At 61.5% G+C, this 20,678-nt stretch carries 14 protein-coding genes and 1 tRNA gene; 9 read left to right on the top strand and 6 right to left on the bottom strand.

Translation table 11 applies throughout. From position 1 onward, the window contains the following. Window position 1: 1 nt before the first annotated feature. From AOC04_RS10535 to fhuF, 3 genes are all read left to right on the top strand, one after another. Window positions 2-4,060, top strand: a complete 4,059-nt coding sequence (locus AOC04_RS10535; protein ID WP_060693120.1) for a non-ribosomal peptide synthetase — start codon at window positions 2-4, stop codon at window positions 4,058-4,060. A 73-nt stretch (window positions 4,061-4,133) separates the two neighbouring features. Continuing rightward, a complete protein-coding gene (locus AOC04_RS10530) occupies window positions 4,134-5,483 on the top strand; it encodes a lysine N(6)-hydroxylase/L-ornithine N(5)-oxygenase family protein (RefSeq protein ID WP_060693118.1) in 1,350 nt (449 codons plus the stop codon). Between the two features lie 90 nt (window positions 5,484-5,573). Beyond that, window positions 5,574-6,329: a siderophore-iron reductase FhuF gene (gene fhuF, locus AOC04_RS10525; protein WP_060693116.1), complete on the top strand. Its 756-nt coding sequence runs from the start codon at window positions 5,574-5,576 to the stop codon at window positions 6,327-6,329. Window positions 6,330-6,352: 23 nt separating this feature from the next. Here fhuF and AOC04_RS10520 read toward each other — a convergent pair whose 3' ends face one another. Further along, on the bottom strand, window positions 6,353-7,120 hold the full coding sequence (locus AOC04_RS10520; RefSeq protein WP_060693114.1) for an ATP-binding cassette domain-containing protein: 768 nt from the start codon (window positions 7,118-7,120) through the stop codon (window positions 6,353-6,355). Window positions 7,121-7,297: 177 nt separating this feature from the next. Between AOC04_RS10520 and AOC04_RS10515 the strand changes: the two genes are divergently transcribed. The 3 genes from AOC04_RS10515 to AOC04_RS10505 all read left to right on the top strand — a co-directional run bounded on the left by AOC04_RS10515 (window position 7,298) and on the right by AOC04_RS10505 (window position 11,365). Further along, complete coding sequence (locus AOC04_RS10515) at window positions 7,298-7,792, top strand: sigma-70 family RNA polymerase sigma factor (RefSeq protein ID WP_060693112.1); 495 nt, start codon at window positions 7,298-7,300, stop codon at window positions 7,790-7,792. Between the two features lie 23 nt (window positions 7,793-7,815). Continuing rightward, complete coding sequence (locus AOC04_RS10510; RefSeq protein ID WP_060693110.1) at window positions 7,816-8,790, top strand: FecR family protein; 975 nt, start codon at window positions 7,816-7,818, stop codon at window positions 8,788-8,790. Window positions 8,791-8,947: 157 nt separating this feature from the next. Further along, window positions 8,948-11,365 carry a TonB-dependent siderophore receptor gene (locus tag AOC04_RS10505; protein ID WP_060693108.1) on the top strand — a complete coding sequence of 806 codons (2,418 nt, stop codon included), beginning with the start codon at window positions 8,948-8,950 and terminating at the stop codon, window positions 11,363-11,365. Window positions 11,366-11,462: 97 nt separating this feature from the next. On the opposite strand, the gene AOC04_RS10500 is transcribed toward AOC04_RS10505, so the two are convergent. Then, window positions 11,463-12,614 carry an MFS transporter gene (locus AOC04_RS10500; RefSeq protein WP_060693106.1) on the bottom strand — a complete coding sequence of 384 codons (1,152 nt, stop codon included), beginning with the start codon at window positions 12,612-12,614 and terminating at the stop codon, window positions 11,463-11,465. A 148-nt stretch (window positions 12,615-12,762) separates the two neighbouring features. Between AOC04_RS10500 and AOC04_RS10495 the strand changes: the two genes are divergently transcribed. Then, window positions 12,763-13,185, top strand: a complete 423-nt coding sequence (locus AOC04_RS10495; RefSeq protein ID WP_060693104.1) for a RidA family protein — start codon at window positions 12,763-12,765, stop codon at window positions 13,183-13,185. Window positions 13,186-13,297: 112 nt separating this feature from the next. Here AOC04_RS10495 and uvrB read toward each other — a convergent pair whose 3' ends face one another. Further along, entirely contained in the window at window positions 13,298-15,313 is a 2,016-nt protein-coding gene (gene uvrB, locus AOC04_RS10490; RefSeq protein WP_060693102.1) for an excinuclease ABC subunit UvrB, read from the bottom strand. Between the two features lie 334 nt (window positions 15,314-15,647). On the opposite strand from uvrB, the gene AOC04_RS10485 reads away from it, so the two are divergent. Both AOC04_RS10485 and AOC04_RS10480 read left to right on the top strand, forming a co-directional pair. Next, the gene (locus tag AOC04_RS10485; protein ID WP_060693100.1) at window positions 15,648-16,844 is read left to right on the top strand and encodes an amino acid aminotransferase; all 1,197 of its coding nucleotides are present in this window, start codon (window positions 15,648-15,650) and stop codon (window positions 16,842-16,844) included. A 65-nt stretch (window positions 16,845-16,909) separates the two neighbouring features. Further along, window positions 16,910-16,985: transfer RNA gene (locus AOC04_RS10480), tRNA-Asn, on the top strand. Between the two features lie 153 nt (window positions 16,986-17,138). Here AOC04_RS10480 and AOC04_RS10475 read toward each other — a convergent pair. The 3 genes from AOC04_RS10475 to lysA form a co-directional block, all read right to left on the bottom strand. After that, complete coding sequence (locus tag AOC04_RS10475) at window positions 17,139-17,861, bottom strand: L,D-transpeptidase family protein (protein ID WP_060693098.1); 723 nt, start codon at window positions 17,859-17,861, stop codon at window positions 17,139-17,141. Window positions 17,862-18,235: 374 nt separating this feature from the next. Beyond that, the gene (locus AOC04_RS10470) at window positions 18,236-19,198 is read right to left on the bottom strand and encodes a LysR family transcriptional regulator (RefSeq protein ID WP_060693097.1); all 963 of its coding nucleotides are present in this window, start codon (window positions 19,196-19,198) and stop codon (window positions 18,236-18,238) included. A gap of 137 nt (window positions 19,199-19,335) precedes the next feature. Further along, the gene (lysA, locus tag AOC04_RS10465; protein WP_060693095.1) at window positions 19,336-20,625 is read right to left on the bottom strand and encodes a diaminopimelate decarboxylase; all 1,290 of its coding nucleotides are present in this window, start codon (window positions 20,623-20,625) and stop codon (window positions 19,336-19,338) included. Window positions 20,626-20,678: the final 53 nt, after the last annotated feature.

Genomic DNA, 20,678 nt, shown 5'->3' with positions numbered 1-20,678 from the left:
GATGAGTATTGATCCGCATCAAATCGCCCGGCGCTTCGCCGAACTGTCCCCTGAGCGGCGCCAGGCTTTTCTGGCCAAACTCGAGGAAAACGGCATCCGCTTTACCGACCTGCCGATGGTCGCGCTGCCCCGCGTGGATGCCTCACCGCTTTCCGCCGCCCAGCGCGGCTTGTGGATTGCCTGGCAGAGCGAACCCGACAGCCCGGCCTATAACCTGGCGGGCGTGCTGCGTCTGGGGGGGCTGCTGGATGTCGACGCTCTGGAGCAGGCTTGCAATGACTTGCTCGCCCGCCACGAAGCGCTGCGTACGTCCTTTACCCAGGACGCCGACGGCGAACCGCAGCAACGGGTCAACCCGGCACAGTTCCAGCCACTGGCCTACCTGGAACTGGACGAGGCCGCGTCGCGTCAACGGGCCCAGGCCCTGACGTGCCAGGCATTCGACCTGCAGGCCGGACCGGCGCTGCGTCTGGAACTGCATCGCCTCGATCCGCAGCAGCACCGGCTGGTGATCGTCCTGCATCACATCCTCGCTGACGGCTGGTCCATCGGCCTGATTATCGAAGACCTGGCCACGGCCTACGCTGCGCGCTGTCAGGGGCAGGTCGCGCAATGGCCTGCGCTGACTGTGCAATACGCCGATTATGCCGGCTGGCAACAGCGCTGGCTGGATGCGGGGGAGCAAACCCGGCAACTGGATTATTGGCGCAAACAACTGGGTGACGATCACACCCCTCTGGCGCTGGCGATGGACCGCCCGCGCAGCGCGGATCGAGACTCACGCGGTGCCAGTGTGCGTCTGCAGCTGCCAGCAGACACCAGCCAGCGCTTGCGCAGCCTCGCCAAGGCCAACGGTTCGACAACCTTCATGGCCATGCTGGCGCTGCTCAACCTGTTGCTCGCCCGCCAGAGTGGCGCCGAGCGAGTGCGCATCGGCTCACCGCTGGCCAATCGCTCGCGGGCTGAAACCCAGCGGGTGGTGGGCTACTTCACCACCCTGAGCGTGTTGAGCAACCGGGTCGATGAGCGCTGCAACTTTACTGCGCTGCTGCATCAGGTGCGCGGCACCCTGCTCGAGGCCCAGGAGCATTCCCAGTTGCCGTTCGACCAGCTCTTGCAAGCCCTGGCGCCTCCCCGCGAGGCGGGCACCCATCCGCTGTTCCAGGTCAAGTGCACCGAGCAGTCGGCCAGTCGCCCGCAGCGCTTTGCCGGGCTGTCCATGAGTCTGGACGGGCTGGTGGCGGGGGAGGTGCATTTCGACCTCAGCGTGGACTTCACCGACCGCGCCGATGGCATCGAAGTGCTGATCGCCTATGCCCGCGACCTGTTCGATGCCGAGCGTATCGAGGCCCTGGCGGATGATTTGCGGGTACTGGCCGACGCCGTGAGTCTGGCGCCGGAGCAGCCCTTGCTGGCACTCGCGGTCAGGCCTGAAGAACGCGCCGATGCATCGCCAGTTGCCACGGAAGACGTACTGGCGGCCTGGCAGCGCCAGCATCGGCTCAGCCCTGACGCCGCCGCCCTGACCTGTAACGGGATGACCTTCTCTCGCAGCGATATCGAGCGCGCCGCCGAGGCCCTTGGCCAACATCTGCTGGCCCGGGGCGTCGGCCCCGGAGCCCGGGTGGCGCTGTTGACCGGGCGTACGCCGGGGCTGGTGATCGGCATTCTGGCCGCACTCAAGTGTGGTGCCGCCTACGTGCCTGTGGACCCGCGCTGGCCGGCCGAACGCCGCACGGCGGTGTTGGCTGACAGCGGGGCGTGCCTGGTATTGGGGGCGGACCCCGGGGTGGCGGGTCTGGACTGGCTGGCGCTGGAGCCGGACCTGTCGCTGCCCGCGGCGCTGGCGGCCTGGCCGAGCCACGTGCCGCAGTTGCCCGCGTACCTGATCTATACCTCCGGCTCCAGTGGCATGCCCAAGGCCGTAGTCGCCAGTCGCGGCAACCTGGCCGCCTATGTCGCGGGGCTGAGCCAGCGTCTGCAATTGCCGGCGCGCAGCAGCTTCGCGCTGGTTTCGACGGTGGCCGCCGACCTCGGCCATACGGTGCTGTTCAGCGCCCTGAGCCAGGGCGGTCTGCTGCACCTGGCCGCCGATGAACAGGCCTTCGACCCCGACGCCTTTGCCCATTGGCAAAGCGAACAGGGGGCCGACGTGCTGAAAATCACCCCCAGTCATTTGCAGGCCTTGCTCAACGCCCGCGACCCGGCCCGGGTGCTGCCACGGCACACATTGATCCTGGGCGGCGAAGCCACTTCCTGGGAGCTGCTGGAGCATATTCGCCAGCTTGCCCCGCACTTGCGCGTGTTCAACCATTACGGCCCCACCGAGACCACGGTGGGTGCGCTGTGCCAGGACGCCGCCCATGCCGATCGCCTGCGCGCCCGCACCTTGCCTGTCGGCACAGCGCTGGCCGGAGTTGAGGCCCGGGTGCTGGATGCCTGGCTCAACCCGGTGGGTAACGGCGTAACCGGTGAGCTGTACCTGGGCGGCCCCGGTGTCACCCAGGGCTATGCGGGGCGCCCGGGCCTGACGGCCGAGCGCTATGTGCCGGACCCGTTCGGCGCACCCGGTACACGCCTGTATCGCAGCGGCGATCGGGTGCGCCGGCTGGATGACGGCAGCCTGGAATACCTGGGGCGCAGCGATGATCAGGTGAAAATCCGTGGTTATCGGGTCGAACCCGGCGAAGTCAGCGCTGCGCTGCGGCGCCTGCCCGGTGTGCGGGAGGCAGCTGTGATCGGCATGCCCGGTGAGGATGGCGGCGATCAATTGCATGCCTGTCTGGTGCTGGAGCCGGGCATCGCTGTGGAAACCCTGCGCCAGTCTCTGGCCAGCCAGTTGCCGGACGTCCTGGTGCCATCTCACTGGACATTGCTGGAGCAACTGCCGCTGACGGCCAACGGCAAGCTGGACCGTCACGCCCTGAGCCTGGTGCAAACAGTCCGGCCCCAGGGCGAGGGCCCTCGTGGCGCGGTGGAAGAAGCACTGGCCCAATTGTGGCGCGACCTGTTGGGGCACGCGGTTATTGCCCGCGACGCCTCCTTTGGCGAACTGGGCGGCGACTCGCTGCTGAGCCTTAAACTGTTGTCGCGCATCCGCAAGCAGGGCCTGCAAGGCGAGCGCAAGCTGACCCTGGCCGATTTGCTTAATGCCCCGAGCCTCGCGGCCCTGGCCGAACGTCTGGCGCCACCGCCAGTGATCGATCCGGAGGTGGTGTTCCTGTCGCGTTCGGGGAGCGGTGTGCCGCTGTTCTGCCTGCCGGGGCTGATCGTCAACAGCAGCGAATTCAAGCCTCTGGTGGATGCCCTGGGCGGCACCCGGCCGGTGTATGGATTCGTCAGCCATGTCTACACCGAGCAACGCTGGCGTGGCTATGATCTGCCCGCGCTGGCCCTGGAGTACGCCGACTACATCGCGCGCACGGTCAAGGGCGGGCGCTGCGCCTTGCTCGGCTGGTCATCCGGCGGCGAGCTGGCGCTGGAAACTGCGCGTCTGCTGCAAGGGCGGGCGCAGGTCGACTTTCTTGGGCTGGTGGACGTGTTCGAATCGGTGCCGTTTCATCCGCGCCAGATCCCCGACGAGGCGGCACGTGCTCGCGCACAACCGCTGCTGGACAGCTGGCTGGCCCGCTCGGCGATGGCGCTTGAGTGGGGGCAATTGTTCGCGCTGATGGACGAGCGCGAGCGCGATGCCCTGACCGAGCATGTGCTGGCCCACGACGGGCAATTGCCCAGCGACGGACCGGACTTGCTGTCCCGGGAATTCGAACAGTGGGCCTTGCTCGACAAGCGCCTCAAAGCCGCCCGCCATGTGCACGCACCCGTGCCGGTGGCTGCCCATGTCTGGCAGGCCGCCGATTCCCTGACCCGCAGCGAGCGCCTGCGTGACTGGAGCGCGCTGGTGCAGGTGATCGAGCAGCGCTGTGTGGCGGGTGCACAGCATCTGGACATTATCCGTCACCCGGTCTTCATGGCCGATCTTGCCCGGGCACTGGCAGCCCTCGACGTAAACCGGCAGCCAGAGGGCGTTAAATTCGCCGAGGCCGCAAGCGTCTTCTAAGGACACATTCTCCAGCGGCCGGACCCGGTTCCGGCCACCGCTCTCTCACCCTCTACTGGAAGGAATCGGTCACATGACCCAGCACTTCAACCCGACGGCCCCCCACGACCTGATCGGCATCGGCTTCGGCCCTTCCAACCTGGCCCTGGCCATTGCCCTGCAAGAGCGCGCGGAGCAGGGCGGCAAGGCCTTCGATGCGCTGTTCCTGGAACGCCAGCCCGACTACAACTGGCATGGCAACACGCTGGTGGCCCAGAGCGAATTGCAGATTTCGTTTCTCAAGGACCTGGTGACCCTGCGCAACCCGTCCAGCCGTTTCTCGTTCGTCAACTACCTCAAGGCCCATGGTCGGCTGGTGGATTTCATCAACCTGGGCACCTTCTATCCGTGCCGCATGGAGTACAACGATTACCTGCGCTGGGTCGCCGCGCAGTTCGCCGGGCAGAGCCGCTATGGCGAGCAGGTGCTGCGGGTCGAGCCGGTGATCGAAGCGGACGGCCGGGTGCAGCGGCTGAATGTGATCAGCCAGAATCAGCAAGGTTGCGAAGTGAGCCGCCAGACCCGCTCGGTGATCGTCAGCACCGGCGGTACGCCGAAAATTCCCCCGGCGTTTGCCGGGTTCAAGGATGACCCGCGAGTGTTTCACCATGCGCGCTACCTGTCGGCCATGGCCACCCAGGCGTGCAGCCGTGGCGAGCCGATGCGTATTGCCGTGGTGGGCGCCGGGCAGAGCGCCGCAGAAGCCTTTATCGACCTCAGTGACAACTTCCCCAACGTGCAGGTCGACATGATCCTGCGCGCGGCCGTGCTCAAGCCCGCCGACGACAGCCCGTTCGTCAACGAGATCTTCGGTCCCGATTACACCGACCTGGTGTTCAATCAGCCGGAAACCGAGCGCGAGCGGCTGATCCGCGAGTACCACAACACCAACTACTCGGTGGTGGACCTGGACCTGATCGAGCGTATCTACGCCATCCTCTATCGCCAGAAAGTCAGCGGCATCGAGCGCCACGCTTTTCTCTGCCGGCGCATTATCGAAAGCGCCAGTGATGTGGATGGCCGCGTGCAATTGCAGCTGCGCGACCTGGCCACCGGCAGTACCGAGGCGCGGCGCTACGATGCGGTGATCCTGGCGACGGGCTACGAACGCCGCTCCCATCGTGAACTGCTGGCGCCGCTCAAGGACTATCTGGACGATTTCAGGGTCGATCGCGACTATCAACTGCTGGCGCGCCCGGAGCTGGAAACGCCAGTGTTTATCCAGGGTTTCAGTCAGCATTCCCATGGCCTCTCCGACACTCTGTTGTCTGTGCTGCCGGCCCGCTCCGGGGAAATCGCCGCCGCCCTGGAGCAGCGCCTGGAGGGCGTTAGTCAGTCCCACGCGCTTCACGAGGCACGGGCCCTGCACAGCGTCTCGGCCTGATGGCTGAATAGCGGCGGCTGATCGGGTATGCTGGGTGAATGATGCTGTTTCTCATTTACCTTTTTACGTGACCAAGGGTGCCAGGGGCTGATGATCGACGTGCTAGCACCGCTGTTTCGCGGTGAATTTGAAGCCTACCGCGAGGTGTTGGTGCTGGCCGACGATCCTCGTCCGGGCATGCCCCTGGACCGGCTGCTGGCGCCCGCCGCCTTCGGCGACGTATTGGGCGGCTTTGCTCAGCGCTATAACGGTGATGACCGCCGGGCTCTGGCGTCGTTGTGGGCCAAGCACTACATCGTCAAGCTGTTGCCACCGGTGATGGGCGCCACGCTATTGCTGCGCTGGCGCCTGCCGCTGTCCCTCCACGACACCGCGGTGGTGCTGGACGAGGGGTATCTGCCCCAGGCGTTTCGCCTGTCTGGCAAGGGCGAGCCGTTCGCGGCCGATGTCAGTGATCCGTTCGAGCTGTTCTCGGGCTTGCTGGACGACCACTTGCAACCGCTGTTCCAAGCCATCGCCAGCCAGGTCAAGCTGTCTCCCAAGGTGCTGTGGAGCAATGCCGGCAACTACTTCGAAAACTTGCTCAACCTCATGGCCAGGGCCGGGATGCCCGCCGAGCGCCTGGCTGCGGGCCGCATTCTGCTGGACACCCGAACCCGCCCCGATGGCAGTCGCAATCCGCTGTTCCAGCCGGTGCAGTACCTGCCGGTTCACGACGAACAGGGCCAGCCGACCCTGCGCCGCGAGCGCAAGGTCTGCTGCGTGCGTTACCTGCTGCCCGAGCTTGAGCTGTGTGGCAATTGCCCGTTGAAGGTCAGGCCGCCCGGCAAGGCGGCCTGTGTCTGACAGGGATAAACACCTGCAACCTTTCAGTAATGAAAACTGATGGCCGAGCCGTCATGCGGGTGGGGCATGACGCCCATGCGGATGCCGTAGATGGATTCCAGCACGGCACTGTTCATCAGCTCTGCCGGTGGCCCCTGGATCAGTAAGCGGCCGCTGTGCAACGCCACCAGGTGATCGCAGTAGCGCGCCGCCATGTTGATTTCATGCAGCACCACCACCACCCCCAGATCCAGCTTGTGACTCAGTTCGCGAATCAGCCCCAGCACCTCGACCTGATGCGCAATGTCCAGTGCCGAGGTCGGTTCGTCGAGCAGCAGATAGCGGCTGTTCTGTGCCAGCAGCATGGCCAGCCAGACCCGCTGGCGTTCGCCGCCGGAGAGGTTGTCCACCAGGCGCTCGGCATAGGCGCTGGTGTGGGTCAGCTCCAGGGCCTGTTCGACCTGGGCGTGATCTTCCTCGGTCAAACGCCCCAGCGCGCCATGCCAGGGGTAGCGGCCAAAGCGCACCAGCTCGCGTACGGTGAGGCCGTCGGCGGCGGGCAATTGTTGCGGCAAGTAGGCTACCTGGCGTGCGAATTCGCGGTTTTTCCAGGCCGACAACGTCACCCCATCCAGTTTCACTGTGCCCTGGCTCGCCGCTTGCTGGCGGGCCAGCAACTTGATGAGGGTCGATTTCCCCGAGCCGTTATGGCCGATCAGGCCGATGATCTGACCATGGGGCAGCGTCAGGTCCAGCGGGTACAGGAGGGTGCGCTCGGGGATGTCGAAAGAGACGGCCTGTAACTCGAACATGGGAAGGTCCTGGGGGCAAAAGGCCCCTAATCTAGAGCAAATAAGAACCATTATCAAAGGTTGCATGCGGCGATTCAGTGCCGGTGCGTGTTGCGGGGCAGGGGGGCGGCACGCAAGTCATTGCTCGCATTAATAGGAAGCATTACTATTCGCGCCCCACCTTTGTAGTCCAGAGCAATGACTCGTGAAGTGCCCCGCCGGGCGGGTTTTCTTGAATATTACGATGAGTTGGTCGGGACCTGGACCCGCCGCCTGCGCAACCGTCAGCAGGCGCAGGATCTGGCTCATGACACCTTTTTACGCGTGCTCGAATCCAGCCCGGAGACGGTCGAGCAGCCGCGTGCCTATTTGCATCAGACTGCGCGTAATATCGCGGTCGACGGTTTTCGCCGAGAAGAGCTACGCGATGCCAAGGAGCAGGCAGCCGTTCCCCCAAGTTCGTCCGAAACGGGCGACCCGGAGCAGTACATGCACGCTATCCAGTTGGCTGAGTCAGTTGAAAGGGCATTGCAGGAACTGCCGCTGAACTGTCGCAAGGTGTTTGTCTGGCAGAAGATCGAAGGCCTGACCCAGGCCGAGATTGCCGAGCGCCTGGGGCTGTCCAGAAACATGGTGGAAAAGTACATGATCCGCACGCTGCGTCATTTGCGTGAACGGGTGGAGGCGCCGTGACGACATCAGATAAGGACAGAATGATGGATACCCGTGACTGTACGTGTGACAGCGCAAGCGTGCGCGATGCCGCCGCGACCTGGTTTACGCGGGTGCAGGCACAATCCCTGAGCGCTGACGAGCAGGCCGAATTCCAGGCATGGCGCACCCGACACGCCAGCCATGAGGCCGAGTACCAATGGCTGGCAAGCCTGTGGGCGGCCACCGATCTGTTGCCTGAAGCCCGCTTGCAGGCGCTGTGCGAATTGCCGGTCATATCGCCCAGGCGCCGCCCGGTCGTGGCGTATGGCCTGGCTGCAAGCCTGTTGGCGGCGATGGGGGCCGGGTTGTGGCTGCTACTGCCGGCGCAAGGGGTTTATCACGGCGAATTTGCCACGCTGGCGGGTGAATACCGTGAAGTGCTGTTGCCGGACGGTTCATCGCTCGAACTCAACAGTCGCAGCCGCATTCAGGTCAGCTTCGAGGGGCAACAGCGCACGGTCGAACTGGCGCAGGGCGAAGTGATGTTCAGCGTGGCCCATGACAGCGATCGCCCGTTCGTGGTGCGCGCCGGTGCCGGGCAGGTGACAGTCACCGGCACCCGCTTTGATGTCCGCCGTGACGGTGACCAGGCACAGGTTGCAGTGGAGTCGGGGCATGTCCGGGTGCAGGGCCGCGATGCCGGGGGCGCGGTCAGCCTGAGCGCAGGCCTTGGCACCCGGGTCGATGGGCAGGGGCAGGTAGGCGCACCGCAGCCGGTCAATACCCAGGCGTTGACGGCATGGCGCGCAGGGCAACTGGTGTTCAATGATGCAAGCCTTGCGCAAGTGGCCGCCGAGGTGTCGCGCTATCGTGAACAGCCGTTGCAGGTAAGGGATCCGGCAGTGGCCCGGCTGCGCCTGACCAGCGTGTTTAAAACCACAGACACCGAGGCCTTGCTCAAGGCCTTGCCGCGCATCTTGCCGGTGGCCATCAATACCCGTGCGGACGGCAGTCAGGAAATAGTCTCCAGTAAATAAAAACGCTTTCGATTCAGGTTTTTTTCGAGTTCTTCGTCTTCTTGAACAACTGCAACTGGTTTGCATTAACAGTCGCACTCAAGTGCGATCTACAAGGGCAAGACTCGACGTGAAAAACAACAATCTCCGTGAGCGATTCTGTTCGCTTGAAACACCCTTGAGCACATCTTTTTCGATCAAACCAACGCGCTGGTTGCCGCTGGCCCTGGCCCTGGCAGTCAGTGCGGGATTGCCCTGTGCATTTGCCGGCGAGACCGCGTCGAGCACCATTGAGATTCAGGCCCAGCCTTTGGGCGCCGCTCTGAGCCAGCTGGCCCGGCAAACCTCATTGCAGGTGTTTTTCAGCCCGCAGCTGGTGGCTGGCAAGCAAGCCCCTGCGGTCGACGGCAACTTGTCGCCCGAGCAGGCTTTGCGCGCACTGTTGCAGGGCAGCGGCCTGAGCTATGAATTGTACGGCGATGCCGTGACCCTGCTTGCAGCACCTGCGGTCAGCGCTTCAGCCGCTTCCGGCCCGCTGGAACTGGGGCCGGTGGATGTAAAAGTGGTGGGCGACTGGCTGGGCGATGCCAATGCCGCTGTGGTGCAGAACCACCCCGGCGCCCGCACCGTGGTGCGCCGCGAAGCCATGGTCGAGCAGGGCGCGATGAATGTCAGCGACGTGCTGAAGAAAATCCCCGGGGTCCAGGTACAGGCGCCCAATGGCACCGGTGGCAGTGACATTTCCCTGAACGTGGGGGTTCGTGGCCTGACCTCGCGTCTGTCGCCGCGCTCCACGGTCTTGATTGACGGGGTGCCCGCCGCATTCGCGCCTTATGGTCAGCCACAGTTGGCAATGGCGCCGATTTCGTCCGGCAACCTGGACAGCATCGACGTGGTGCGCGGTGCCGGTTCGGTGCGTTACGGACCGCAGAACGTGGGCGGGGTGATCAACTTTGTGACCCGTGCGATTCCCGAAACCTTTGCAGGCGAAGTCGGTACCACGCTGGAAACCTCCGAGCGTGGTGGCTGGAAACACATGGAGTCGGCCTTCCTGGGGGGCACCGCCGACAATGGCATCGGTGCCGCGCTGTTGTACTCCGGGGTCAAGGGCGACGGTTATCGGGCGCGCAACAATGACAACGACATCACTGACGTACTGCTCAAAACCCACTGGGCACCCACCGATCAGGATGACTTCAGCCTCAACTTCCATTACTACGATGCCACCGCGGACATGCCCGGCGGCCTGACCCAGGCGCAATTCGACGCCGATCCGTACCAGTCGGTGCGCGACTATGACAACTTCACCGGGCGGCGCAAGGACGTGTCCTTCAAGTACCTGCGCCAGATTGACGACCTGACCCAGTTTGAAGTCCTGACCTATTACACCGACAGCTTTCGCGGCAGCAATATTGCGGCGCGCAACCTGCAAACCCTGTCGGCTTACCCGCGCAATTACCACACCTTCGGCATTGAGCCGCGGGTGTCCCATGTGTTCACACTGGGGCCGGTGACCCAGGAAGTCGGGGTCGGTTATCGCTACCTCAAAGAAGCGATGCACGAGCAGGCGAGCATGCTGGAGCTGGTGGATAACGTGCCGGTACCGGGGCCTAAAGGTGACGGCCATGTGTATCAGGACCGCACCGGGGGCACGGAGGCCAACGCCTTCTATATCGATGACAAGATCGATGTCGGTAACTGGACGGTCACCCCGGGGGTTCGTTTCGAGCGCATCAGCACCAACTGGCACGACCGCCCGGTACTGGACGGCAAGGGTGTGCCGGTGCCGGAGAAAAACCGCAGCATCGACAGCAGCGAAGCGCTGCCGGCCCTGAGCGTGATGTACCACCTCTCGGACGCGTGGAAGCTCTTTGCCAACTATGAAACTTCGTTCGGCAGCCTGCAGTATTTCCAGCTGGGGCAGGGCGGAACGGGGGACCAGACGGCAGCAGGCCTGCGTCCGGAAAAAGCCAAGACCTACGAGCTGGGTACGCGCTATGACAACGGGGTGTGGGGCGGCGAAGTGACGCTGTTCTACATCGACTTTGCCGATGAGTTGCAATACGTGAGCAACGATGTGGGCTGGACCAACCTCGGTGCGACCAAGCACCAGGGTATCGAAACCTCGATTCACTACGACATGTCGGCGCTGGATGCGCGCCTTGACGGGCTGTCGGTGAATGCCGGATTCACCTACACCAAGGCGGTGGCCGAGGGGGACATCATGAACTTCAAGGGCCGCGACCTGCCGCTGTATTCGCGTCAGGTCGCCAACCTGGGGGCCCGTTATGCGGTCGACCGCTGGACCTACAACCTCGACATGTTTGCCCAGTCCAAACAGCATGCGCCGGGGACTGGCGGCACCTACATCTCCGACCCGACTGCGGATGGCCAGTACGGCGACATTCCGGGGTATGCGACCTGGAGCACGCGCGTGGGCTACGACTTCGGGCCAGAGGCGTCGAACCTGAAGGTAGGCGCGGGGATCAAGAACCTGCTCAACCAGCAGTACTTCACCCGCTCCAGCGATAACAACGCCGGCATCTACCTCGGCGAGCCGCGTACGTTCTTCGTACAGGCGAGCGTGGGCTTCTAAAGCATGCGTATGACTGTAGGAGCGAGCTTGCTCGCGAGCTTTTCAAGATCAAAAGCTCGCGAGACAAGCTCGCTCCTACAGTGGGCGGGGGCTATGTTTAGACCTTCAGGATCCGTCCGCTGATGGCTACGGCCACCAGCATGGCGGCGATCAGCAGGAAGGCAATGCTCAGGCTGCTGGCATGGGCGACAAAGCCGATGGCTGCCGGCCCCGCCAGAATCCCCGCATAACCCAAGGTCGTGATGGCCGGTACGGCGATGTTTTCGGGCATCACGGTTTGTTTGCCAACGGCGGTGTACAGCACTGGTACGATGTTCGAACAGCCAATACCCACCAGTGCATAACCGGCCAGGGCCACTTCCCAGCCTGGCGCCAAGGTTGCCAGCGCCAGCCCGACAGCGGCGAACAGGCCTCCAAGGACAATCACTCGGCGGGCGCCAAGACGTCTGACGATGGTGTCACCCGTCAATCGGCCTGCGGTCATGGTCAAGGCGAAAGCGGCATAGCCAAGCCCGGCATAGGCTTCACCGATCTGTTTTTCGGTGGTCAAAAACACTGCGCTCCAGTCGAGCATCGCGCCTTCGGCCAGGAACACGGTAAAACACAGCAACCCGATAAACAGCACCACACCATGGGGCACCGCAAACGCCGGACCAGTGCTTTCACTGCCGTAAGCCAGCATGTGCGGCGCGGCTTTGAGCAAGGCGGCGAGGGTCAGCACGATCACCACCACGATTGCCCACAGCGGCGTCAGCCCCAGCGCGAGCAGGGCGCTGACACCGGCCGCGCCGGCAATTCCGCCGACACTGAACATGCCGTGAAAGCCCGACATCATATTGCGCCCGCTGGCGCGCTCGACGATCACCGCTTGCAGGTTGACGGTGGAGTCGACGATGCCCAGGCCTGCGCCAAACACAAATAAGGTGGCGATCAGCAACGGTATGGAGCCGGCGGTAGCCAGGAGCGGCAGTGCCAGGCAAATCAGCAAGGTGCCGCCAATCGTCACCCGGCGGCAGCCAAAGCGCGTGGCCAGCAGGCCGGCGATGGGCATTGCCAGAATCGAGCCCGCGCCCAGGCACAGCAGCAACAGGCCAAGGGTGGCTTCATCGAGCCCGGCCCTGGCTTTGGCGTAGGGCACCAGTGGCGCCCAGGCGGCGAGCCCGAACCCGGCGATAAAAAAGGCGATGCGGGTCGACATTTGTTCGAGGCGCCCTGGAACAAAAGGCGTCTGAGTGTTGATGGCGGTCATGTTCATCCTTGGGATTCGGGTCTGTGTCGCGCAGCAGCGCACCATCCTGACATATTTGCGACCTGTGTCGCGAGGGCACTGGCACAGGCCTTGGCAGGAATGGTTGAATAGCGCGCTTGCCAATTCAACTGCCCAAGGTGCGACTTTTATGGATAAGAATCCTCACCCCGCTGTGCAACTGCTGAACCCGCCCGGGCTGTATGACCCTTCGGGCAATGGCTACTCCCATGTGGCCCGCCTGGCGCCGAATGTGCGGTTGGTCTACACCGCGGGGCAGGGTGGGGAGGATGCCGACAGTCAGCTCTCGCCGGACTTTGCCGAGCAGGTGCGCCAGGCGTTTGCCAACCTGCAGATGGCCTTGGCCGCTGCCGATGCGCAGATCAAGGACGTGGCCAAACTGACGGTGCTGATCGTGGATCACAGCCAGGAGCGGTTGCATATTTTGGGGGCAGAAGTTGCGCGGGTCTGGGGTGCGCTTCCGGCACCGGCCTGCACCTTGATCCCGGTGCCGCGACTGGCGCTGGATGCGATGTTGTTTGAGGTAGAAGCAGTGGCGGCGGTGGCTGACTGAGGCAACGCAAACATCACAACCGGTAGGAGCGAGCTTGCTCGCGAGCTCTTCCAAGATCAAAAGCTCGCGAGGCAAGCTCGCTCCTACAGGTCAGGGTCAGGGTTGGGGGGGATTAAACCTGCAGCAACCGCTCTCTGAGCTTGCCGATTTCGTCACGCATTTGCGCGGCTGCCTCGAACTCCAGGTCGCGGGCCAGGGCGTACATTTTTTCTTCCAGCTGGCGGATGCGCTTGCTGATTTCGCTCGGTGAACGCAGTTCGTTTTCGTACTTGGCGTTTTCCTCGGCAGCCTTGGCCATGCCTTTGCGCTTTTTGCTGCGCGAGCCTGGTACCACTGCGCCTTCCATGATGTCGGCGACATCCTTGAATACGCCCTTGGGTGTAATTCCGTTCGCCAGGTTGAAGGCGATCTGTTTTTCGCGACGGCGTTCGGTCTCGCCAATCGCCCGTTCCATCGAGCCGGTTATCCGGTCGGCGTACAGGATCGCACGGCCATTGAGGTTACGGGCAGCACGGCCAATGGTCTGGATCAATGAGCGCTCGGAACGCAGGAAGCCTTCCTTGTCGGCATCGAGAATCGCCACTAGCGACACTTCAGGCATGTCCAGGCCTTCGCGCAGCAGGTTGATCCCCACCAGCACGTCAAACACGCCGAGGCGCAAATCGCGGATGATCTCGACCCGTTCCACGGTGTCGATGTCCGAGTGCAGGTAGCGCACACGTACGCCGTGGTCGGCCAGGTAATCAGTGAGGTCTTCGGACATGCGCTTGGTCAGCGTCGTCACCAGTACCCGTTCTTCCAGTGCCACGCGCTTGGCGATTTCGGACAGCAGGTCGTCGACCTGGGTCAGCGCCGGGCGGATTTCGATTTGCGGGTCCACCAGGCCGGTTGGACGCACCACTTGCTCCACGACCCGGCCCGAATGCTCGGCCTCGTAGTTGCCGGGGGTGGCCGAGACGAAAATGGTCTGGGGGCTGATGCGTTCCCATTCGTCAAAACGCATCGGCCGGTTATCCAGGGCCGACGGCAAGCGGAAGCCGTACTCCACCAGTGTCTCTTTGCGCGAACGGTCGCCTTTATACATCGCGCCCACTTGCGGCACGCTGACGTGGGACTCATCGATCACCAGTAACGCGTCGGCCGGCAGGTAGTCGAACAGGGTCGGCGGCGGGGCTCCGGACTCGCGACCCGAGAGGTAGCGCGAGTAGTTTTCGATACCGTTGCAGTAACCCAGCTCCATGATCATTTCCAGATCAAAGCGGGTGCGTTGCTCAAGGCGCTGGGCCTCGACCAGTTTGTTATTGGTGCGCAGGTACTCCAGGCGCTCCTTGAGCTCTTCCTTGATGCCTTCGACCGCGTCCAGCAGGGTTTCGCGAGGCGTTACGTAGTGGCTTTTCGGGTAGAAGGTAAAGCGCGGCATCTTGCGGATGACTTCGCCGGTCAGCGGGTCAAAGGCGCTGATGCTTTCGACTTCATCATCGAACAGTTCAATGCGCACGGCTTCGAGGTCGGATTCAGCCGGGTAGATGTCGATCACATCGCCGCGTACCCGGAATGTCGAGCGGGCGAAGTCCATGTCGTTGCGGGTGTATTGCAGGTCGGCCAGACGGCGCAGCAGTTCGCGCTGATCGAGTTTGTCACCGCGATCAACGTGCAACACCATCTTCAAATAGGTTTCCGGGCTGCCCAGGCCGTAAATGCACGACACCGTGGTGACGATGATTGCGTCCTTGCGCTCCAGCAACGCCTTGGTCGCAGACAGGCGCATTTGCTCGATGTGGTCGTTGATCGAGGCGTCTTTCTCGATAAAGGTATCGGAGGAGGGCACATAGGCTTCGGGCTGGTAGTAGTCGTAGTACGAGACGAAGTACTCCACCGCGTTGTTGGGGAAGAACGACTTGAACTCGCCGTACAGCTGCGCCGCGAGGGTTTTGTTGGGGGCGAGCACCAGCGTCGGGCGATTCACATGGGCGATGACGTTGGCGATGCTGAAGGTCTTGCCCGAGCCCGTTACCCCGAGCAGGGTCTGGTGCGACAGCCCGGCTTCGATGCCTTCGATCATCTGGCGAATGGCTTCGGGTTGATCGCCCGCAGGCTCGAAGCGGGTAACTAGCTGGAAATCGGGCATAACGGACCTCTGGGTTCGCATCTATAAAGGCTTGGACCTTGGTAGATCGAGAAAGACTGCATGCGACGCAAGCCGCAGGAAAATACAGGATACGGCTAAATATGGAGGTCGTTACCGACTGTTTCAAGGCAGCGTTCTGACATGGGCATACGGGCAAAGATTGCAATTCGACCAGTGGCCGAAAAATAAACCGAAATACTTGCCCAAAACCGGGAATCGCCTGTTGCCCGAATCGTTATCGCCTTTATACTTGCTCCCCGTTTGTGCACCGCTCTAGTGCAATCGGCTGGAGCGTTGTCACCCCCTCCATTCCCCATTCAGAGCCGCCGTAATAATGAGCCTGTTCTCCGCTGTCGAAATGGCACCACGCGATCCTATCCTGGGCCTCAACGAAGCATTTAACGCCGATACTCGTACCAGCAAAGTGAATCTGGGGGTCGGTGTTTACTGCAACGAGGAGGGAAGAATTCCACTCTTGCGTGCCGTTGTCGAAGCCGAAACGATCCGGGTTGCTCAACATGCATCCCGCGGCTACCTGCCGATCGATGGCATTGCAGCCTACGACCAAGCCGTGCAAAAGCTGCTGTTCGGTGCCGAGTCGCCGCTGCTGGCCGCTGGCCGTGTGATTACCACTCAAGCCGTGGGCGGAACCGGTGCACTGAAGATCGGTGCTGACTTCCTCAAGCAGCTGCAGCCGGGCGCTGTGGTGGCCATCAGCGATCCAAGCTGGGAAAACCACCGGGCATTGTTCGAAACGGCCGGTTTCCCGGTGCAGAACTATCGCTACTACGACGCCGCCAGCCATGACGTAAACCGTGCCGGCATGCTCGAAGACCTCAACGCCTTGCCAGCCGGGTCCATCGTTGTGCTGCACGCGTGCTGCCACAACCCGACCGGGGTCGACCTGACGGCGGCGGACTGGCAGAACGTGCTGGACCTGGTCAAGGCCAAAGGCCTGATCCCGTTCCTGGACATGGCCTACCAGGGCTTTGGCGATGGCATCGACGAAGACGCCGCTGCAGTGCGCCTGTTCGCCGAGTCGGGCTTGAGCTTCTTTGTTTCCAGCTCGTTCTCCAAGTCGTTCTCGCTGTACGGCGAGCGCGTTGGCGCACTGTCGATCATCACCCAGTCCCGTGATGAGAGCGCCCGCGTTCTGTCCCAGGTCAAGCGCGTGATCCGCACCAACTACTCCAACCCGCCGACCCACGGCGCAAGCATTGTCGCGGCTGTACTCAACAGCCCTGAGCTGCGTGCCCAGTGGGAAGCCGAGCTGGCTGAAATGCGCCTGCGGATTCGCGGCATGCGCTTGCAGATGGTAGAGCTGCTGGCGAACAAGGCACCCGGGCACGACTTCAGCTTTGTGGCGCGTCAGCGCGGCATGTTTTCGTACTCCGGTCTGACTGTTGAACAAGTGGCGCGTCTGCGTACCGAGTTCGGTATCTATGCCCTGGACACCGGCCGTATCTGCGTCGCTTCTTTGAATCAGCGCAACATTGAAGCGGTTACCGATGCCATTGTTCAGGTCATCTGAATAATGCCTGGAGAAGTCATCGAAAGTGTTGACTTCTCTTTTTATATCAGTAAGATAGACGCCATTCCGCGATAGCTCAGTTGGTAGAGCAAATGACTGTTAATCATTGGGTCCCTGGTTCGAGTCCAGGTCGTGGAGCCATACAAGGTGACAGAGAAGGCTTGCAGAATCTCTGAAACCACCGAAGAAACCCGCCATCTGGCGGGTTTTTTCGTTTTGGCGTTCCTGCGGATTTTTGCTGGCTGCAAACCGTCTTGAGGGAGCCCCCTGATCTCGCGCAGCATTGCTGCATTCTCACCGCTGCGGAAGTTTCCAGCGTTCCTTGTAAAGCTCGTATTGCGCCACTGGCATTTGTACCAGTAGCGGGTTTTTCTGCGGGTCCAGCCAGGTGAACAATTGCTGGATATTCTGCGGGTCCATGGCGGTGCAGCCAGTGGTCGGAGTGCTGCTCGATTGCCAGATGTGCATGAAAATACATGAGCCGCCATTGGCTGCTGCTGGCGTGTTGTGTTCGACGACAATGCCCTGGCGATACAACTCGTCCTTGCGGTGCATTTGCTCTGAGCTGTTCCAGTCTTTGCTCACGGCCGAGCTGTCGACCAACGAGTTGTAGTGACTGGACTGGCTGTCATCCACACATTCGCGGGCGTCGGTGCTGACGGTGTAGGGCAGCCGGGTATTGGCTGTAGATTCGTACCCGAACGCGCTGCCGAAGGTGAACATGCCGGCGGGCGCTTTACCGTCGCCTTCACGTTTTACGGGCTGCTCTTCGGGGTCGATCGGTAAAATGCCGCGGCCCCAGGCAAGCCCGGTCTTGCCCACCACAATGGGGAAGGCGTCACCGACTTTCTGGAAGTCCTGGCCATGGCGCTCATAGCGTTGTGCCGTGCCTTGAATGGCGTCCCAGTCGGGGGTGGTCACCACGATCAATTGGCTGCTTGTTGCGGGAATTTGCGCCAACGCCAAGTTTGAACACAGCAGCAACAACAATGAGCAACTCTTCAGGAGAGGGTTCAATAGTAGTGTTCCTTGATTAAGAAGATAAATAACACAGTAGGGTTATTGGGGCTTATCAAATTGAACGTGTGGATTAAGACAACATCCAAAACAACTCAATATAAAATGGCTGTTTCACGCGTTAGTTGATGTGAATGAACTTATCAGTCGCTCGAAAAGACGGTAAATGCTTATTTGTAGGGCGATCATTCACTCTCGATATGTGACGATTAGTGCGCATGCTGCGCACCATGACGGACCCTGAAGCGCCCGGCGGGCCTGCGTTACAAGGCATATGCAAACACCACTAAGTAACCGGGCGCACTAAATGGGTGCCCCCTGTTTTCGCGGTGCTTAGTTGAAGTCAGGGGGCGATGTTGAAGGCGGGTCGGACTTTATAAGGAGGCTGGTGTTAACACGTTATCCAGACTTTCGAGCGTAACGCTGACGCCCAGAGTAGATAACTGTTCGGCCTGTAAGGATATTTCTCGCTGCAAGGCATCAGCGAAATATTGTTGGAAGGGCGTTGAAGAGCGGTAGAGCGGTTTGACCAGGCTGATTTGAAAAGGCAAGGAAAAGGCAAGAGGACGAATATTGACACCCTGGCCCTGAAACATGATCGCGGTCAGCGGGTTGAGGATCGCAATACCCAGCCCCGCTTGTACCATCGAACATACTGAAACGGCGCTGTGGGTTTCGACCTGGATGAATCTATCGATTCCCGCTTCCTTGAACAGGACATCAAGCACTCTCCTGTAACGATCGCCCTTGCTGAAACTGACGAAGGTTTGATCCCTGATGTCCTCCAGCGACAGGATGTTTTTCTCCAGCAAAGGGTGGCCGTCGGGCAAGATGCACACTTCGTCCACACTCATCAGCAGTTGTAACTCAGTTCCGGGCGGGGCTTCATCATGCTCGGTGAGGCCGACATCGTGGCGTTGAAGTGTCAGTTGTTCCTCAAGCCAGGGCGACTCCAGCGTCGCTATCTCAACACTGACACCGGGATGATTGGCAATCAGGTGCTTGCACACCTGAGGCAGCAGCGCATGAGAAAAAGCGGGTATACAGGCCACTGAAAATGCGCCCTGAGAGAAGCGACTCAGGCTCTCTGCAAACGAGACGATCCGGTCCAGACCAATGAACGCAAGCTCTACCTCCTGGAACAAAACCACTGCCCGCGCTGTTGCATGAAGGCGCCCACGCCCGCGTTCAAACAGTTCGAAACCTACGAGGTACTCCAGACGCGCCAGCTCACGGCTGATGGTGGGTTGACTGGTATGCAGCAGTTGAGCAGCGTTGGTGACACTCCCCGCCGTCATGATGGCGCGGAAAACTTCGATATGTCGCAAGTTGATCATAAAAGCGCTCTAAAACAGCGATGCACAGTCGTTACCTTCATGTGCACGAAACAGTCCATCCGGAACCGGCACTGCGCCAAAATTTTAATAGCTGCCAGTCGCCCGGCAGGCATCACGTCTTCTGGGCGCGAACCTGGCTATGGGTGTTGTGGTCCGGCGGTCGCTTCTTTTTCGTGGAGGTTAACTGCTGAGACCTCTTCCAGTGCCAGAAGCTCCTCCACTCGCTGGCGACGGCGGATCAGTACATCATCTGACCCTTCAATCAGCACCTCTGCGATCAGCGGGCGAGTGTTGTAGTTCGAAGACATCGACGCACCATAGGCGCCTGTATCGCGAATGGCGATCAGATCGCCCACTGCGCATTGGGGAATCATTCGGGAGAGTACCGTTCCATCCTCCGCTTGCGTGAATACGTCACCGGCTTCACACAGCGGCCCTGCAACGACGCTGGCTTGCAGGGGGCGCCCCGATGTATCTGCCTCCAGCAACTCGATTCCGTGGTAACTGCCGTACATGGACGGGCGCATCAGCTCGTTGAAGCCTGCGTCGAGAAGCACAAAGTAATTGCTGCCGACGGCCTTGGTGGCGCGAACTTCACTCAGCAGGCAACCCGACTCAGCCACCAGATACCGTCCGGGCTCGATCTCCAGGCGCAGTTTCTTGCCCAGAGTCTGCTCGGCTTTCTGGCGCGCAGCGTCCCACAGGCTGAAGTAATGGCGGGTATCGAGCTGCGGTTCATCCGCGGTGTACGGGACCGATAACCCGCCGCCTGCTGACAAGGCGCTGAGGGTCATGTTTGCGTCTTTGACTTGCTGCACGAGATCGAGCATGGCATTGCTGACGCTGGCCAGGTGCTCATAGTCCACCCCGGACCCTATGTGCATGTGCAGCCCGATTAATTGCAGGTTGTGCTTGCTGACAACCGACAGCGCCGCACCCAGGTCGGTGTGCCAGATGCCATGCTTGCTGTGTTCGCCCCCGGTGTTGGTCTTCTTGCTGTGGCCATGGCCGAAGCCCGGGTTGATCCTCAGCCAGACTTTGTGCCCGGGTGCGATGGCGCCCAGTTGCTCGAGCATATCGATCGAACCGGCGTTAACTGCAATGGCATGCTCCACTACGGTGGATAGCGTCGCTTCATCGATAAGGTCTGCAGTGAAAACGATGGCTTCCTCGTTGCCCAGGCATGAATAACCCGCGGCCAGTGCTCTAAGGATTTCTCCACGAGACACGGCATCTACCTGGACGCCTTGCTCGCGCATGAGCTTGAGGATATTGATGTTGGAGCAGGCCTTTTGTGCAAATCGAATGGTATCGAACTGGCGTAGATCATTGATGCGGTCACGAATGGTCTGAGCATCATAGACCCACAAGGGCGTGCCGAATTTTTCGGCCAGGGACTGAAGGCGCTTTACGGGTACGTTTTTCATAGGCCTAACTCAAGAAAAAGGGTGTGTCCCGGATCCTGCTTCCCGATCCGGAC

Source organism: Pseudomonas versuta (assembly GCF_001294575.1).
GTDB classification, from domain to species: Bacteria; Pseudomonadota; Gammaproteobacteria; order Pseudomonadales; family Pseudomonadaceae; genus Aquipseudomonas; species Aquipseudomonas versuta.
This window is presented reverse-complemented; position numbering and strand designations above follow the sequence as displayed.

Excerpts from the sequence above, each read along its gene's own strand:
- AOC04_RS10535 (WP_060693120.1), top strand. The coding sequence starts at position 2 with ATGAGTATTGATCCGCATCAAATCGCCCGGCGCTTCGCCGAACTGTCC.
- AOC04_RS10530 (WP_060693118.1), top strand. The coding sequence starts at position 4,134 with ATGACCCAGCACTTCAACCCGACGGCCCCCCACGACCTGATCGGCATC.
- fhuF (WP_060693116.1), top strand. The coding sequence starts at position 5,574 with ATGATCGACGTGCTAGCACCGCTGTTTCGCGGTGAATTTGAAGCCTAC.
- AOC04_RS10520 (WP_060693114.1), bottom strand. The coding sequence starts at position 7,120 with ATGTTCGAGTTACAGGCCGTCTCTTTCGACATCCCCGAGCGCACCCTC.
- AOC04_RS10515 (WP_060693112.1), top strand. The coding sequence starts at position 7,298 with ATGACTCGTGAAGTGCCCCGCCGGGCGGGTTTTCTTGAATATTACGAT.
- AOC04_RS10510 (WP_060693110.1), top strand. The coding sequence starts at position 7,816 with ATGGATACCCGTGACTGTACGTGTGACAGCGCAAGCGTGCGCGATGCC.
- AOC04_RS10500 (WP_060693106.1), bottom strand. The coding sequence starts at position 12,614 with ATGACCGCCATCAACACTCAGACGCCTTTTGTTCCAGGGCGCCTCGAA.
- AOC04_RS10495 (WP_060693104.1), top strand. The coding sequence starts at position 12,763 with ATGGATAAGAATCCTCACCCCGCTGTGCAACTGCTGAACCCGCCCGGG.
- uvrB (WP_060693102.1), bottom strand. The coding sequence starts at position 15,313 with ATGCCCGATTTCCAGCTAGTTACCCGCTTCGAGCCTGCGGGCGATCAA.
- AOC04_RS10485 (WP_060693100.1), top strand. The coding sequence starts at position 15,648 with ATGAGCCTGTTCTCCGCTGTCGAAATGGCACCACGCGATCCTATCCTG.
- AOC04_RS10470 (WP_060693097.1), bottom strand. The coding sequence starts at position 19,198 with ATGATCAACTTGCGACATATCGAAGTTTTCCGCGCCATCATGACGGCG.
- lysA (WP_060693095.1), bottom strand. The coding sequence starts at position 20,625 with ATGAAAAACGTACCCGTAAAGCGCCTTCAGTCCCTGGCCGAAAAATTC.